Annotated in this window: 16 protein-coding genes and 3 pseudogenes; 10 read left to right on the forward strand and 9 right to left on the reverse strand. The window is 36.0% G+C overall.

The annotated features are described in order from the left end of the window. Positions 1–55: 55 nt before the first annotated feature. From M5A78_RS08665 to M5A78_RS08675, 3 genes are all read right to left on the reverse strand, one after another. Positions 56–508 carry a DinB family protein gene (locus M5A78_RS08665; protein ID WP_248734884.1) on the reverse strand — a complete coding sequence of 151 codons (453 nt, stop codon included), beginning with the start codon at positions 506–508 and terminating at the stop codon, positions 56–58. A gap of 620 nt (positions 509–1,128) precedes the next feature. Continuing rightward, positions 1,129–1,980 carry a leucine-rich repeat domain-containing protein gene (locus M5A78_RS08670; protein WP_248734885.1) on the reverse strand — a complete coding sequence of 284 codons (852 nt, stop codon included), beginning with the start codon at positions 1,978–1,980 and terminating at the stop codon, positions 1,129–1,131. A gap of 77 nt (positions 1,981–2,057) precedes the next feature. Then, positions 2,058–2,372 carry an antibiotic biosynthesis monooxygenase family protein gene (locus M5A78_RS08675; protein ID WP_248734886.1) on the reverse strand — a complete coding sequence of 105 codons (315 nt, stop codon included), beginning with the start codon at positions 2,370–2,372 and terminating at the stop codon, positions 2,058–2,060. A 415-nt stretch (positions 2,373–2,787) separates the two neighbouring features. On the opposite strand from M5A78_RS08675, the pseudogene M5A78_RS25100 reads away from it, so the two are divergent. After that, positions 2,788–2,934 (forward strand): annotated as a pseudogene (locus M5A78_RS25100) (IS4 family transposase); the annotation flags it as partial. Between the two features lie 48 nt (positions 2,935–2,982). Here the strand turns inward: M5A78_RS25100 and M5A78_RS08680 are convergent. After that, positions 2,983–4,239: an ATP-binding protein gene (locus M5A78_RS08680; protein ID WP_248734887.1), complete on the reverse strand. Its 1,257-nt coding sequence runs from the start codon at positions 4,237–4,239 to the stop codon at positions 2,983–2,985. 435 nt (positions 4,240–4,674) lie between these two features. Further along, a complete protein-coding gene (locus M5A78_RS08685; RefSeq protein WP_248734888.1) occupies positions 4,675–6,495 on the reverse strand; it encodes a PAS domain-containing sensor histidine kinase in 1,821 nt (606 codons plus the stop codon). Positions 6,496–6,731: 236 nt separating this feature from the next. On the opposite strand from M5A78_RS08685, the pseudogene M5A78_RS08690 reads away from it, so the two are divergent. The 3 genes and pseudogenes from M5A78_RS08690 to scfB form a co-directional block, all read left to right on the forward strand. Further along, positions 6,732–7,436 (forward strand): annotated as a pseudogene (locus tag M5A78_RS08690) (endospore germination permease); the annotation flags it as partial. A 172-nt stretch (positions 7,437–7,608) separates the two neighbouring features. Further along, complete coding sequence (gene scfA, locus M5A78_RS08695) at positions 7,609–7,758, forward strand: six-cysteine ranthipeptide SCIFF (RefSeq protein WP_248734889.1); 150 nt, start codon at positions 7,609–7,611, stop codon at positions 7,756–7,758. A gap of 78 nt (positions 7,759–7,836) precedes the next feature. Beyond that, complete coding sequence (gene scfB / locus M5A78_RS08700; RefSeq protein WP_248734890.1) at positions 7,837–9,234, forward strand: thioether cross-link-forming SCIFF peptide maturase; 1,398 nt, start codon at positions 7,837–7,839, stop codon at positions 9,232–9,234. A 78-nt stretch (positions 9,235–9,312) separates the two neighbouring features. Here scfB and M5A78_RS08705 read toward each other — a convergent pair. Further along, positions 9,313–9,543 (reverse strand): annotated as a pseudogene (locus M5A78_RS08705) (3-oxoacyl-[acyl-carrier-protein] synthase III C-terminal domain-containing protein); the annotation flags it as partial. A gap of 3 nt (positions 9,544–9,546) precedes the next feature. Next, the gene (locus tag M5A78_RS08710) at positions 9,547–9,885 is read right to left on the reverse strand and encodes a winged helix-turn-helix transcriptional regulator (protein WP_248734891.1); all 339 of its coding nucleotides are present in this window, start codon (positions 9,883–9,885) and stop codon (positions 9,547–9,549) included. A 212-nt stretch (positions 9,886–10,097) separates the two neighbouring features. On the opposite strand from M5A78_RS08710, the gene M5A78_RS08715 reads away from it, so the two are divergent. After that, complete coding sequence (locus tag M5A78_RS08715) at positions 10,098–10,649, forward strand: NAD(P)H-dependent oxidoreductase (RefSeq protein WP_248734892.1); 552 nt, start codon at positions 10,098–10,100, stop codon at positions 10,647–10,649. A gap of 32 nt (positions 10,650–10,681) precedes the next feature. Further along, a complete protein-coding gene (locus tag M5A78_RS08720; protein WP_248734893.1) occupies positions 10,682–11,395 on the forward strand; it encodes an SDR family oxidoreductase in 714 nt (237 codons plus the stop codon). A gap of 172 nt (positions 11,396–11,567) precedes the next feature. On the opposite strand, the gene M5A78_RS08725 is transcribed toward M5A78_RS08720, so the two are convergent. Further along, entirely contained in the window at positions 11,568–12,308 is a 741-nt protein-coding gene (locus tag M5A78_RS08725) for an SDR family NAD(P)-dependent oxidoreductase (protein ID WP_248734894.1), read from the reverse strand. Positions 12,309–12,430: 122 nt separating this feature from the next. Here M5A78_RS08725 and M5A78_RS08730 point away from each other — a divergent pair, with 122 nt between their 5' ends. The 4 genes from M5A78_RS08730 (at position 12,431) to M5A78_RS08745 (ending at position 14,351) form a co-directional block, all read left to right on the forward strand. After that, positions 12,431–13,273: a LysR family transcriptional regulator gene (locus M5A78_RS08730; protein WP_248734895.1), complete on the forward strand. Its 843-nt coding sequence runs from the start codon at positions 12,431–12,433 to the stop codon at positions 13,271–13,273. A gap of 142 nt (positions 13,274–13,415) precedes the next feature. Beyond that, a complete protein-coding gene (locus M5A78_RS08735) occupies positions 13,416–13,841 on the forward strand; it encodes a DUF2178 domain-containing protein (RefSeq protein ID WP_248734944.1) in 426 nt (141 codons plus the stop codon). A 13-nt stretch (positions 13,842–13,854) separates the two neighbouring features. Continuing rightward, complete coding sequence (locus M5A78_RS08740; protein ID WP_248734896.1) at positions 13,855–14,061, forward strand: helix-turn-helix transcriptional regulator; 207 nt, start codon at positions 13,855–13,857, stop codon at positions 14,059–14,061. 77 nt (positions 14,062–14,138) lie between these two features. Then, positions 14,139–14,351 carry a hypothetical protein gene (locus M5A78_RS08745; protein WP_248734945.1) on the forward strand — a complete coding sequence of 71 codons (213 nt, stop codon included), beginning with the start codon at positions 14,139–14,141 and terminating at the stop codon, positions 14,349–14,351. Between the two features lie 182 nt (positions 14,352–14,533). Here M5A78_RS08745 and M5A78_RS08750 read toward each other — a convergent pair whose 3' ends face one another. Beyond that, a complete protein-coding gene (locus M5A78_RS08750; RefSeq protein ID WP_248734897.1) occupies positions 14,534–15,490 on the reverse strand; it encodes a sugar ABC transporter substrate-binding protein in 957 nt (318 codons plus the stop codon). Between the last annotated feature and the right edge of the window lie 22 nt (positions 15,491–15,512).

Consider the following 15,512-nt stretch of genomic DNA (forward strand, 5'->3'; position numbering starts at 1 on the left):
GGATATTGGGTAAAACGGAAATAGCCATGCTACTTCCTAGATACGTTCGTTATGATTAACGAAAGAACGGCATCTCGTTTACACCGATCAAACGTGCATACACGAAAAGTTGGCCTTTATGGTGAATCTCATGATCGTACATAGCGGTCAGATACCTCTTTTTTGTTCCTTGAAGTTTCGGGTGCGACGAATTATTTTCGGCTTCCAACTCCTCGTCAGTTAACGATTCATATAAAGCCTTAGTTTTTTCCGTAAAGTGCTTTACAGCTTCGCGTACGTCCCCCATCGTCTTACATTTTGGAATGTCCGGTAAAGCAAATTCTTCTGTTTTAACCAACGAAACGAACACATCATTCCATCCAGCAATATGCAACGCGAGTTCACCTAGTGACATGGCACCGTCCCAAGGCTTAAAATCAATATGTTCGTCGTCGATCTGTTCTAACAATTCCTCCATGACATTTCGATGCTGCAACCAATCGTTCATCATCTGCTCTGCTTGTTTCAAATGAATTCCTCCAATACGGTTTGTTATGGAGCTTTATTCCCCCTTTTAGGGTGGAAAGCCTTCTTTAAATCATATTTCTTTATAAAATAGATAAAATCCTCTTTAAGCCGTAAAACATGCTCTTATTATTTTTAAATAGGATTATTCTTTTTAAAGGTCTCTTTTCTAAAAGTTTGTTGCTTTTTACTTATTGTTGCTACCTATTTACCTGCTAATTTCTTGATTCCTAAAGGGCAGCTACTTTTAAGGCAGCAAATGAAGATGTCGATTTAGTCATTACAACAACGAATACTAAAGAAGCATTTGAGCAACTAAAGCAATATTAAGCAGATGTTGCCATATATGGAGGGGTATTTCGGAAAGACCAGAGGAAGTTGAATGGGACATCCATGTTACACATAAAATTGCGATTTGCACAAGAAAAATCGAGAAACAAAGCTTGCTAGTAACAAAATTTATTGAGACTTGTAAAAAAACCCTTTAAAAGAAAGTTGAACTTTCCATTTGAAGTTTTTAGGTGAGGCATTTTGAAAATAGTATATTTAGCTTAAGTTTGATCATTTTTAAATTCCAAATAGAACTAGTGCACCCCTTTGTTAAATATGTTAATGAAAGCTTGTTTATAAATAAACTATACACCCTTTTTCTTTTAACTTTTCTAGCCATTTCGGGATTTTCAAGTTATGGTTCCATCTTAAATCTAAACGTTCTAACCCTTCAATTTCCATCAAAGAATCCGGCAATTCAATCAATTGATTACTCCTTAAATCTAATTCCAATAAATTTACTAGCTTTCCAATTCCATCGGGTAAAGTATTCAATTGATTATTTCTCAAATTCAACCGTCTTAATTTTTTACATTGGTTGAGTGAATTCGGTAGTTGTTTTACTTTATTTTCTTCCATATCTAAAACTCGTAATAACGTCATATTTTCAAATATTTCTGGGAGAGTGCTGAGTTGATTATTTTTCAGATGTAGCTCTCTCATATTGGTTAACCTGCTAAAGCTCTCAGGTATTTTATTAAGATTGTTATTCATTAAGCGTAACTCTATCAGGTTGGTTAATTCACCAATTTCTCTTGGTAATTCACTTAAATTATTATCACTTAGATTTAAATATTTTAACTTTGTAAGGCTTTTAATTTCAGGGGGGATCGTTTGGAATTTATTATTGTGAAGATATAAATAATCCTCCAAATTCACAAGATATTCTATTTCAGATGGAATTATTTCAATCTGATTATGTCCTAAGTCCATCATTCTAAGTTCTTTCAAATTTTTTATATTAACAGAAATTTTTTCAAGCTCATTAGCAGAAATATTTAACACTTTTAAATGGTTCATTTTATAGATTTCTTCTGGAATTTCTTTAAAATTATTATCAAAAAGATTTATATCAGTAATTTCATTCAGAGATAAGTGTATGTTTTGTAAAGAATTTAAATTAGCATGAGGTAAGCTGATTTCCATTTGATCTCCTCCTAAGCTCAAGTTACCTATTAGCGACAAAGTACTGCGCCTTTCCTTTTTCGGTTGCCTTGAACAACTCAATCATTGCCTTTAAAAGAATACTCTCTTACTATCTTACAAATCTGCACGTTGTAATTACTGTACCACGTTTCTTTTCCTTTTTGTTGTGCTACTTGATGTGCCGTATTCGCTTTCCACTTTTGAATCGCTTCTAACGATTCCCAGTAAGAAACGGTAATACCATGTCCTTCGTGATCTCTTGCACTCTCTACGCTAATAAATCCAGGTTGTAATCTTGCTAATTCTTCCATCTTGTCTGACATACTTGCATATCCTTTTGAATCGTTCTCTGTTCTTTGAGAAGTAAAAATTACTACATAATAGGTATTCATCCTGTTCCCTCCTTGATTTGTTATGATTCATTATACATGATAGACACTTCAGCTATAATCGAAATATGGAATGCAGATGGAGATAACCAAAAGGATTATATTGTGTTTTCAGTGAATTAGAGATTCGTATATTCGGACAGGGCAAGGGGCAGATAACGAAATCCTGTCTGAATCACGGTCCTATTCGGACAGGACAAGGGCCCAAAAACGAAATCCTGTCTGAATCACGGTCCTATTCGGACAGGTCGAGGGCCAAAAAGTGAAATCCTGTCTGAATCCCGGTCCTATTCGGACAGGACAAGGGCCTAAAAACGAAATCCTGTCTGAATCCCGGTCCTATTCGGACAGGACAAGGGCCCAAAAACGAAATCCTGTCTGAATCCCCGTCCTATTCGGACAGGGCAAGGGCCCAAAGCAACCGTTAATCGAGCTTCTTCAAGATACTCTAAAACAGACGTATAAGAAAATCAAAAAGTTAATTCAAAGTCAAGTTGCTCAGTGGATTTATGGCCTTCCTAGTTATATTAAGGTTTATTTACCAATTTCACTCTGCGAAAGTTGAGTTATTAAAAAATAAAGAATGATATTTTGTAAGTTATTATGACATCTTTTATGAAGAAGGAATAATAATAGAAAACTGTGTTCCCTTTCCTTTTTCGCTTTTTATTTCTATATCTCCATTTAACTCTTTTATAATACCGTATGAAATCATAGTGCCTAGCCCAGTTCCCTTCTCTTTTAAAGAATAAAACGGCATAGCGATTCGCTTTATCTCCTCAAGCGACATTCCAATACCTGAATCAATAATATCAATCACAATATTATTCTTTACCTTTCTCACATTAATTCGTAGTTTCCCTCCATTAGTCATGGCTTCAATCCCATTTTTTGCAATGTTAATTAAACACCGTTTTATATTAACAGTGTTGGCATTAATATAAAGGGAACTAATAATATCGCATTCAACTTTAACATTATATAGGCTAGCCATCGGTAATATATCATCTATTACTTGATGGACGATTGGTCTGATATCTAATAATTCCTTCACAACATTTTGTGGTTTTATAAGGGATAAATAATCGTTAATAACGAGTTGGGTGTTTTCTAACTCCATTAGGATGACTTGCATATATTCGCCTTTTTGTGTTTCGGAGATTTCGTTTTTACTAAACATTTGCATAAATCCATATACCGTAGTCAACGGGTTCCTTATTTCATGAGCAATAGACGCAGCTAATTCACTAGTCACAATAAATTTTTCTGTACGGTGAATTTTTTCTTTCATTTTAAACCTTTCTATCATTCCTTCAATTAGATAAAGAGATAACAAAACAGTGAGAATATTGATTACTATATAATTGGATAAAAAGTGAATAAAACCAGGTTGAACTTTATCGCTTATCCGCATTTGGTTCATTAAAGCGAAGATGGAGAAGGAAATAGTGCAAAGAGAAAGAAGCAATGTGCTAAACAATATTTTTCTTTTTTTAAAATAATCAGATAGAAAATATTGTGATAGCATAGTAATGGAAGTGGCCATAAAATATACAATAACTGCAGGGAATACTCCGTTTCCACCCAAATAAAAACGGTAAGAAACAAATACAAAGGTGATGAAAATAAAGCTTCTAAAACCACCATAGAGAACGGCTAAAAGGATTGGGATAAGCCGTAAATCATATATGTATCCGGAATTAAACTTAAAGGGGAACGTCATACAAAGAACGATTGCAATAGATGCAAGAAAGGAAATTAATACATCATTACGTGCTTCTTTTCCATCTTTATCTAACCAAAATATTTGGTAGAAAAAAATACAAAGGATAATAATAAAGGCATTTATTAACAGTGTCGGTGTCCCCATGCTCAGCGCCCCTAAATTGAGTGATAAGTATCTGAAAGGTATTAAAGTATAAAATGTTAAGATAATTATAAACAGTTTTTTATAAAAAAAAAGCAGGAAGTTGAAAATAAAGTCAAAAAAAATTCCGTTACAGCGTACTCTTTTCACATTTCTAAAAGACTACAACTGCTCGGAATCGATTGTTTAACTCTTTATCTCCAATCGTGCCGATTTTAGCTTTATTTGATAGGATTTCCTTTTACCAGATTCCAAATAGAGTCATCGGATTATGTGAATCTCCATACATCGACAGGATTCTGGCCTCAAGATTGTTAAACAAACGTTTGATTAGGACTGCCTCAATCTCGTTTAAATAAAAGAGTTCAAGTTCTCCTAACTGAGGAAAGATGTCGAAAAAAAAGAAACCCACTAAGGGGTTGTTGACTATGGAAATCTTCATAAGGAAATAGGTAAAGTGATATCTACTATTGTACCCTTGTTGATTTCACTTGTGATGTTGATACTGCCTTGATGATCTTTAATAATTTTATTACTAACAAGTAAACCTAATCCTGTTCCCTTCTCTTTTGTGGTGTAAAAAGGTTCCCCAAGTCTGGCCAGGAGCTCCTTTGAAATGCCACAGCCGTTATCAGAAAAGCGAATAAGGACCTGGTTGGCACTTAGAAGTTTTGTTTGAATACAGATTTCGCCATTTGCTGAGGTGGCATCCAGGGAATTCTTCATGATGTTAATAAATACTTGTTTTAATTGATTTTCTTCACAGTTGACCGCAACAGTTGTGTTTTCGAATTCTTCCATAATTGCAATACTTTTTAAATTAGCTTCAGATTTAAGCAACTGTACAACATTTTCAATGATACTGTGCAAAAGAATCGGTTTCACATGAAGATTTTGCGGCTTCGCCAAGACAAGCAGCTCACTCACGATAAAGTTAATTCGATCTAGCTCAGTCAACATAATATTAGTGAAAACAGAATTATCTGAAATCTCTGGTTGCAAATACTGAATAAAGCCCTTTATTGTTGTAAGAGGATTTCTTATTTCGTGCGCTATACTTGCAGCCAATTCTCCGATGACTGATAGCTTTTCTGTTCTCCGGAGAAGGTCTTCATTTTGTTTTCTCTCTGTAATATCACGTGTAACGTTGAAAAAGTATTGACATTCGCCATCAGTGCTGAAAAAAGGTATTCCTCTTGATTCCAAATGAATCCAGCTTTCATTTTCAAGTTTGTATCGATATACACAAATAATAGGGGTTTTCGATTGAAGCATGTATGAAAATCGTTCACAGACAAGAGAAGCATCGTCAGGATGGATATTTTCAAAGTAAATTCTATCAGTACCTAACTTTTTCACATGAGAAGGAGAGCTGTACGATACATCTCCATTCTTATCAATCACAGAAATGAAGTCTGCTGTATTTTCAGCAATGAACCTGTATCTTTCCTCGCTCTTCTGCAATGCTTCTTCTGATTGTTTTCGTTCTGTAATATTACGTGAAACTACCAGATAGCTCTCTATCTCAGAGTTCTCAGATAAGATAGGTACACAACGAGACTCTAAATACACCCACGATCCATTTTTATGTCTTAACCTGACCTCAATTTGAGCATTTTTTTTATGGATAAAGATCGATTGCTGGAGATCTACTACTTTTTTTACATCATCAGGGTGAATAAAATCAAAAGTACCAGCCTGATGATATTCAAATTGAGTGTATCCCAATTGGAGCTCTACAGAAGGAGATACAAATGTTTTGTTCATGTTCAAATCATATGTGCTTATAATCTCGTTCGTATTTTCTACTAGTATCCGGTATTTAGCCTCACTTTCAAGCAATGCTTCTTCAGCCTTTTTACGGTCTGTAATATCTCTGGCGATAACAGAAGTGCCAACGATATTCCCTACTCTATCTCGTATAGGGGAAGCTGTTAGACATACTTGAACAATCGTACTATCTTTTCGGTTACGTACGGTTTCATACCCCGAAATTTTCTCTCCTGAGAATTTAATCAGATGAAAAATTTCTTTCGTCTCGTTTATTAAATTTTCAGGTACCAGGCAGTAGGGTTCATTGATCAGGTCCTGGTATGTCCAGCCATAAAATTTTTCAAAGGCACTATTTACGAGGAGTATGTTTCCCTGCATGTCCCTAATAGAAATAGCGTCAATCGTGGTTTCAACAAGAGACTGAAGCAGTTCTTTCATGTAGATATGCTCTTTACTTAGACTTGTTCGAAGAGTATCTTTATCCATTGAGTTATACCTGCCTTAAATAAAGATTATATTTAGATATATATATTCCATCTTTTTTGTAAAACTCCTTGGAATGTGAAAGAAAAAAATTCACTTCCCCCCCTACCCAAATCCGTATTCCATCCCTTTACCGATTTAAACTTTATCTAAGTGAGGGGCTGACCCAAGGAATAATAAAAAATATCCCAGAGGGTTACACTATCCTGGTAACGAAGTTGCTTTCTAGGAGAATATAAATGAAAAACCAAACCATAAGCTTACTTCAAATGTCATTGATCCTGATTGGCAGCACCGGACTTGTTAACCATGTCATTATCATCCCTATGCTTTTAGACGTTTCGGGCCGTGATTCCTGGATTGCTATATTGCTCTCATGCGTTTCTTTTCTATTCTTGTTACCGATTCTCTATTTTATCCAAAAACGTATGAATGGAGAGCAGCTGTTTATTTGGATTAAGCGGAACTTTGGGATTTTTGTTGCCTATCCATTATCAGCTATTATCCTCCTATACCTATTTTCCTTGAGTATTGTCACTTTAAAGGAAACATTAACGTTTTTATCGTTTTATCTCCCGATGACACCTAAACTAGTTCTAGGTGCTACATTTTCTATTATCTGTTTTTATAATGCAAAGCACGGGATTCAATCCATTGGGTTAACAGCGGGTATCCTTCTACCGATCGTTTTTATTTTAGGTTTATTTGTCATGACAGCGAATTTCCCGAATAAAGACTTCTCTTTTTTAAAACCATATATGGAGTATGGCATCTCACCTGTCATAAAAGGCACAATCTATCCAATATCAGGATTTATCGAGTTTGGTTTTATCCTATTTATTCAGCATCACATAAAGACAAAAATAAAGTTCACTTCTTTGATTTGGATTGGAATCATTTTTTTAGTACTTACTCTTGGACCAACGATCGGGGCTATCACAGAGTTGAAGGAAATGAAAATTCAAATCAAGTGGATTTTCCGCAGTATCAAGGCATTGGAAATGATTGACTTGACCCCAAGATGTTGTTAAAATTATTGTTGGAATTTATGTGAAAATATTCACAAGGTTTAACTCTTATTCTACTAAAAAATACTGTCAAAAGGGGTTTCACGTTATGAAAAGAATCGTAACACTGAGCACTCGTAATCTGAAGGATACCGCAAAACACGGTGGATGCGGTGCATGCCAGACATCTTGCCAGTCGGCTTGCAAAACTTCTTGCGGAATTGCAAATCAGAAGTGTGAAAACACAATAAACAGATAGGAAACAGGAAATGTGCCGCCCAACTGCTTTCTAGATGGGCGGCAATTTTTATGGACAAAAGGAGATTGATTATCAAGTATGATTCATCAATATAAACTAAACGGATACAACATCGTACTCGATACCTACAGTGGATCGGTGCATGTAGTCGACGACCTCGCCTATGAAATCATCGCGCTTTATGAGAATACTCCTACGGAAGAAATCGTGATAATGATGCTGGAAAAATACGCATATGATTCCGACATCTCCGAAGGGGACATTCGGGACACCATCGCGGACGTCGAGAAGCTAACAAATGATGGGCAACTCTTTACTGTGGATGAATATAAGGATCTTTCAATTGATTTGAGAAATCGCCAGACTTATGTAAAGGCCCTCTGCCTCAATGTCGCACATACGTGTAACCTGTCATGCGAATATTGCTTCGCCAGCCAGGGGAAATACAACGGAGACAGAGCAATCATGAGCTATGAGGTTGGCCAAAGAGCCATCGATTACCTATTGGAAAACTCCGGTCATCACCGAAACCTCGACGTTGACTTCTTCGGTGGAGAACCACTAATGGCCTGGAAGGTTGTCAAACAGATTGTCACTTACGCAAGAAGCAAAGAAAAAGAGTACAAAAAGACATTTCGCTTCACTTTCACGACGAATGGCATGATGCTCACCAATGAGGTCACCGATTTCTTGAATCAGGAAATGTACAATGTCGTATTGAGTCTTGATGGAAGAAAAGAGGTCCATGACCGACTTCGCAAAACGATCACTGGAAAGGGCAGCTACGATCATATCGTTCCGAAATTCCAGGAATTCATCGAAAAGCGTGGAGACAAAGAATACTATGTACGTGGGACATACACCCACAACAATGTCGATTTCACCAATGACATTTTTCACATCGCAGACCTTGGTTTCGACAAACTCTCGATGGAACCAGTCATCTGTGATCCACGGGAACCTTATGCGCTCACCGAGGAAGACCTCCCAGAGATTTACAACCAGTATGAGATTCTCGCCAAGGAAATGCTGAGTCGCGAGGAAAAAGGCAATGGCTTTACCTTCTACCATTACATGCTTGACCTCTCAGAAGGCCCTTGCATCCAAAAGAGAATTTCCGGCTGCGGTTCAGGAACCGAATATCTCGCAGTTACACCTTGGGGTGAGCTCTTCCCTTGCCACCAGTTCGTTGGGGATGAAGAATACAGCTTGGGGAACATCTGGGATGGAATCACAAAACCAGAGACGCAATGCCAATTTAAAGAGAGCAACTGCTACTCGAAGCCGGAATGCCAGGATTGCTGGGCGAAACTCTACTGCAGTGGCGGCTGCCCTGCCAACGCGCTGCACGCAACCGGCTCCCTCAAGGGAACCTACGACTTCAGTTGTGACATCTTCCGCAAGAGAATCGAATGTTCCATGATGGTTAAGGTAGCTGAATCCATCCGAGCTATGGAACAGGCCGTGACTGAATAAGAACAAAAGATGCAAAAAGAGGCTGGGACATAAGTCAGAAAAAATCTGATTTATGCTCAGCCTTTTTTGATTTAATTCTTATTCCTTTGCCAAATTCCACTTAATGATATGTACAGCATGTGTAAGTCCACCTCCAAATCCATACAGTAAAAGAGTATCCCCATTTTTTAACTTTCCTTCGTTTATCGCTATCTGTAAGGCTAATGGAATGGAAACAGAAGAGGTATTCCCTGTATATTCCATACTAGTTATTGTTTTATCTAGTGGAAAACCTGATTTTTCACAAATGGATTCAATCATTCGTAAATTCTTTTATAAATATAATCCAAACCTCTTTAATTCAATGAAAATACTTTCTAATCGTTTTCCTTTTTCTGTTAATGTATATTCCACACGAGGGGGAACCTCCGGAAATACCTTTCTTTCCAATATCCCATGATTCTCCAGTTCCTTAAGGCGTAGCGAAAGTGTTTTTGGACTAATTCCATCCATTGATTTCAATAGCTCACTGAATCGCATTGTTCCTTCGATAAGCAGATCCCGAATAATTAAAAATGTCCATTTAGTTCCAATTACGTCAAGCGTTTTAGCTATAGGGCAAATCTCACCTGGTGTTCCTTTGGTCAGTATGACAGGCTCCATAACACTCATCTGAAACATCCTTCCTAAAACATTTTTTGATTAATTTCCTTTATCATATCAAAAAAGTATACTTTCGGTTACTTTATGAATTATTTATCACTACTTCCCTAAATAAAGTTCCTATATTTATAATATCAATAAACCTATTATTCCATCACATTCTTGAGGAATTGATCAGAATAAGTGAGAGAAATCCAACAATCAAAGGAGAGAGAAGAAAGATGAAAAATATACTTATTATTAACGGACATCAAAGGTATAGTACAGCGGAAGGTAATTTAAACCAAACATTAATGGACAAGATGGTCAGCTTGTTAAGTGAAAAAAACAATATAAAAACAACCATTGTTCAAAACGGATATAAAATTGAGGAAGAACAGCAAAAGTTTTTATGGGCTGATATTGTCATTTACCAAACACCTGTCTATTGGTTCAGTGTTCCAGGCTTATTGAAGACGTATATGGATGAGGTTTATGCTTATGGTTTGTTTTTTAAGAGTGCTGATCAATATGGAAGCGGAGGTTTACTGACCAAAAAGAAATATATGTTTTCGACTACCTGGAATGCTCCTGAAAAAGCATTTAATGATCCAACTCAATTTTTCGAAGGGAACAGCCTGGAAGATGCATTAAGCCATTTGCACCTCATGCAGAAATTCATCGGAATGAAACCTTTAAAGAGTTTCACTTGTTATGATGTAATCAAAAATCCGAAAGTTGGAAAATTTGTATTCGAACTTGAACTACATCTGAAAGAAGTATTGAACTTTTAATCTTTAAAGGAAAATTACAAGGAGGTAAAAAGATGTTACAAGATAAAAAAGTGGTAATTATCGGCGGAAGCTCGGGGATTGGTTTTGAATCAGCTAAACAAGTAATAGCCGAAGGAGCAAAAGTTATTATTGCCAGCCGTTCCGAAGGGAAATTACAGAATGCAATAGAGCAACTAGGCGATAAAGCTACGGCTTTTACGCTGGATACAACACAAGAACAGCAAGTTCAGTCTTTCTTTGAAAAAGTCGGCAAGTTCAACCATCTTGTGGTGAGCGCGGCTGAAACATCCGGCGGGTCATTCCTCCAGACGGATACAGCCCATGCCAGACAACTGTTTGAAAACAAATTTTGGGGCCAATACTACGCAGCTAAATACGGTGCACCGAAAATCTTACCACATGGTTCGATCACTTTATTCTCTGGGGTAGTAGCCTACAAATCGATGGTTGGTTCGTCAATTTTGGGTGCAGTCAATGCGGCCATTTCGAATCTAGGTCAGACCTTGGCTTTAGAACTTGCTCCGATTCGAGTGAACATCGTTTCACCCGGTATCATTGATACACCTTCCCGCAGCAAAATGCCAGAAGAAGATCGTAATCAGTTCTATGCAACGGTCAGAAACAAACTTCCTGTGAAACGAATAGGAAGGGCTGAAGACGTTGCACAAAGCGTACTATACCTGCTCCAAAATAGTTTCGTGACCGGAACCGTCCTTCATGTAGAAGGCGGTCACATTTTAGCTTAAGTAGCGGTAATATTGTAGGTTAAACAAAGATTGTAAAGTGGCTTCTCCTCAAAAGGTAATGTTAAGTGAAAGTACGTCAACCAGCCGTTATCCCTTAAGGGAATTCGGCTGGTTACTAAAGAAGAGATAGAGGTATGAGCTATTATAAGGGTGTAATGAGTTAAGTTTAATTTTACAATGTTTGACCATTATCAATTGTAAAAACTTGACCTGTGACAGATTCTTGAGTCAATTGAAAAAGAATAGCTTCCGCAATATCATCTGGCGTTGAAATTCTTTTAAGTGGTAGGTTACCTGCAAGTTGATACATCTTCTCTTCATGACCTGACCACCACCTTGTATCAACTGCACCAGGAGCTATACTATTTACTCTGATATAAGGTGACAATGCGATAGCTAATGACTTTGTCATTGTGTGAATAGCTGATTTTGTGGCTATATACGGTATGGATGAACCTATTCCGGTCATTCCCGCTACACTGCCCATGTTAACAATTACACCCGCTTGTTGCTTCTTCATATAAGGAACAACAGCTTTTACACAATGAAACATTCCCTTCACATTCACACTAAAAAGGGAATCCCACACTTCATCTGTTACGGCATCTAAGTCATTCATAGCAATTTGAGCTGTAATACTTGCATTGTTTACTAAACCATCCACCGTCCCTAATGATGTAATCGTTTGGGATACCATATCATTCACTTCTTTTTCTATCGCTACATTCGCTTTATAAGCGATTGCTATGCCACCTAGTTGTGTAATCTCATTGATAACCTCGACCGCTTCTTTTTCCGATCGGTTATAATTAATAACCACTTTTGCACCTGCATTTGCTAATTTCAAAGCTGTTGCTTTTCCTATACCAGTACCACCGCCAGTTACAATGACTACTTTATCTTTTAATTCCATTCTAAATCATCCTAACTTTGTTTGATTTATATGCTCAATTATACTTTTGAACACATAAAGGATATAATACTGAAAAATGAAGTAGGTATCATTTTAAATAATACCAGTGGAGGAATATATTCTTGGAAAGCCATGATTTGTGGATTTTTAAACATGTTGCAGAGCTGCATTCAGTATCAAAAGCTGCTGAAAAATTGGGCTACGTACAACCTAATGTCAGTCAGCGAATTAAGAGTTTGGAAGATGAACTACGTGTTAAATTATTTATGCGTAACAATAGAGGGGTTACATTGACCGAAAAGGGAAACGTTTTATTAGAGTATACAAATCAAATCATATTATTAATGGATGAAGCCAAGTCAGTCATTAGTCCGCAAAAATGGAGAGAATCAATAACAATAGGTGCATCCCAAACCATTTCTGCGGTTAGAATTCCTCAGCTGTTTTCTTCTTTTTTGAAGGAGCATAAAAATATGGATGTAAAGGTACGAACGAATGATAAACAAAGGTTACAAGAAATGCTTTCCTATGGAGAACTTGATGGTGTTTTTATAAATAGTGCGGATAATTCCTCACAGTTTGAAACCGTTTATCGTTATTTTGAGAAAATCGTACTCATTTCACCTAAACATAGTCAACTTGAAAAGCAACATGATCAAACGTTAATTGTTAATAGTGACATAAATTGTATCTACAGAAACAAAATGATAGATTTCGCTAACAAAAGTTATTTCCATGATCCTACTATTATGGAGTTTGATTCTCTAGAATCTATTCTGCAAGCGGTTCATGATGGACTTGGAATCACGATATTACCGGCAGATGTTGCTTATAATCGAAAAGAAATAAAAACGGTTCAATATCAAGAACTGTCTGACACAATCATGATAGATTTTATAATCAAACGTAGAAAACAGAAACCGCAAAGTCTAACAAAGTTTATTCGTTTTTTGCAGAGAACATAATTCGGTAGTACTTGGAATAGTTTTTCCTTTCGATTTATGATTTTCGAGAATTCAACAAATTAATTCTAGACATTCCCTGTAAGATCGAGTAATATGAAGTTAAGTTCACGTGAAACAAACTTCACATTACGCTATGTTAGGAGTGATTTGTTTGAAAAATAAATTTACACAGTTTTATTTAGTCTCATTAGCAATGATTGCACTCGGTTTGATTGAAATTTATTTCAATTATACTAACGCTAATACTACGGAAAGATTGTATTTTGGTTTTTTAAAATTATTCGTAGGAGCAATGCTTTTAGTCTTCGCTATAACTTCTCACGTTAAATTTAATACTAATCGCAAACAATTAGAAAGAGAGCTATCAAAAGATTATGATGAACGCGATGATTTAATTGAAGGAAAAGCTGCTCACTTTACCATAAGCATTCTAATGATTGTGACGATCCTGATGATGTTTCTTTCAAAATGGATTACAATTCCAACAAATACTGCTTTAATGATCATTATAGTATTTTCCCTAATTACTAGCACTTTAGCTAAAAAATATTATAATCATTTTCTTTAATTTGGTGAATTATATGAAAAATATAGTAAAAGAATTGCGGTTAAAGCATGGAATTACACAACAAGAATTAGCGGATAGAGTATGTGTATCTTCAAGAACAATAATCTCTTTAGAAAAACAACAATATAATCCATCTGTTTTACTAGCATATAGAATATCTTCAATTTTTAACTTACCAATTGAAGAAACTTTTATTTTTGAAGAGGAAGATCAATGCTAATAGTGTACAAATATAATTGTTGCGAAAGATTTTAATACAAAAGTAAAATAAAAAGAATAAAGAGAGGTAACTATATGATCATTTTAAAACTATTATTTATACTTTTTGGAGTAGTCCTTGTATTATGGGGTAGATATAGAATGAAAAAGGATGATGCGTTTGTAGGAAAAACCCAAAAGAGAAAAAACATTTTTAATCTTTTAATAATGGGGGAAGCCTCTGGACTAGGACAATTTTTAGGTGGAATCTTGTGTATAATTTTAGGGATTATATCCTTTTTCATAAAATAATTTGTAAATAAAAGGGGCTAAGCTGTATTTTAAAGTTAGCTCCTTTTAATATTATTCTAAAAAAATTTCTGCCCTTTATTTTGCTATGAGAAACTTAAGGGAAATACTGCGCTTAATAATATTATCTCTCTTTAAAGAGCAACGGAAATCTAACCCCAGGTATGCCCGTAATCTAGAGTAATTTACTTCAATACCTTGTTTAAGAAGTCCAGCTTCTGTTTCGCATTGTCTTCAGTAATAATATCTACACCACTATCAATGTTTCTTTTAATCTTTACTCGCCTTGTAACTTTTAATGCAGCTTGAACGCTTAAATATCCCATATCATAAGGGTTTTGGGCTACTGTACCGGTTAATGTTCCTTTTTCTACTAACTCAACCATTTTGCTTATTCCATCTCCTCCTGTAACAGGCATAGTAAGTCCTTGTTCCTGAAGAACCTTAACCACAGGAATGGCCAGATAATCAGTTGAGGTAATAACACCTTTAAGATCTGGATGCTGCTGCAAAATCGTCTCGATTACCTTGATCATGTTTTGATTATCCTCTTTATCCTCAATTGATAGTTTTAACGTTTCTGCCGCTATATTGATCCCTGCAGCTTCTAAACTAACTTTAGCTCCTTTTATCCGTTCTCTCTCCACGGATGATTCTCTGCCGATAAGAGCCACTTTATCTCCAGGCTGAAGCATCGCACCCATCAATATCCCTGCTTTTCTCCCTAATTCTATGTTATTGGTACCAATATAAGCCGTTTTATTTTTCCAAGGTTCATCTGTATCTATCAGCAATACAGGAATGTTCCTTTTGACAAACTCTTCTAAGTTAGAAATGATATCAGGTGAAATAGCCGGAGAGACAACTAATACATCTGGAGGTTCTTCAAGAACATTCTTTAACATCTTCATTTGTTCTTCGGCTGTTCCATTTTTCGGTGCCATTACCAAACCGTCTATCCCAAAATCTTTACATCCCTGCTCGACACCAGCTTGAATAATTTCCCCATACTGATTATCTAACGTTCGGAAAACAAAGACGACTTTTGGCTTTTCAACGACAAATTGCTTATAAATAATAACGATTAATATAGTAGAAATCATAAAGAATATAAGAAGAAATAGCTTGCTCCTTTTTAACATGCAAACCGTCCTTTTCTATTTT

The sequence above is a fragment of the Neobacillus rhizosphaerae genome, from assembly GCF_937468385.1.
GTDB classification, from domain to species: Bacteria; Bacillota; Bacilli; order Bacillales; family Cytobacillaceae; genus Neobacillus; species Neobacillus rhizosphaerae.

Bases quoted from the DNA above. Each gene is read 5' to 3' on its own strand.
- M5A78_RS08725 (WP_248734894.1), bottom strand. From the start codon at position 12,308: ATGGAATTAAAAGATAAAGTAGTCATTGTAACTGGCGGTGGTACTGGT.
- scfB (WP_248734890.1), top strand. From the start codon at position 7,837: ATGATTCATCAATATAAACTAAACGGATACAACATCGTACTCGATACC.
- M5A78_RS08680 (WP_248734887.1), bottom strand. From the start codon at position 4,239: ATGGGGACACCGACACTGTTAATAAATGCCTTTATTATTATCCTTTGT.
- scfA (WP_248734889.1), top strand. From the start codon at position 7,609: ATGAAAAGAATCGTAACACTGAGCACTCGTAATCTGAAGGATACCGCA.
- M5A78_RS08740 (WP_248734896.1), top strand. From the start codon at position 13,855: ATGAAAAATATAGTAAAAGAATTGCGGTTAAAGCATGGAATTACACAA.
- M5A78_RS08710 (WP_248734891.1), bottom strand. From the start codon at position 9,885: ATGAGTGTTATGGAGCCTGTCATACTGACCAAAGGAACACCAGGTGAG.
- M5A78_RS08720 (WP_248734893.1), top strand. From the start codon at position 10,682: ATGTTACAAGATAAAAAAGTGGTAATTATCGGCGGAAGCTCGGGGATT.
- M5A78_RS08675 (WP_248734886.1), bottom strand. From the start codon at position 2,372: ATGAATACCTATTATGTAGTAATTTTTACTTCTCAAAGAACAGAGAAC.
- M5A78_RS08715 (WP_248734892.1), top strand. From the start codon at position 10,098: ATGAAAAATATACTTATTATTAACGGACATCAAAGGTATAGTACAGCG.
- M5A78_RS08670 (WP_248734885.1), bottom strand. From the start codon at position 1,980: ATGGAAATCAGCTTACCTCATGCTAATTTAAATTCTTTACAAAACATA.
- M5A78_RS08750 (WP_248734897.1), bottom strand. From the start codon at position 15,490: ATGTTAAAAAGGAGCAAGCTATTTCTTCTTATATTCTTTATGATTTCT.
- M5A78_RS08685 (WP_248734888.1), bottom strand. From the start codon at position 6,495: ATGGATAAAGATACTCTTCGAACAAGTCTAAGTAAAGAGCATATCTAC.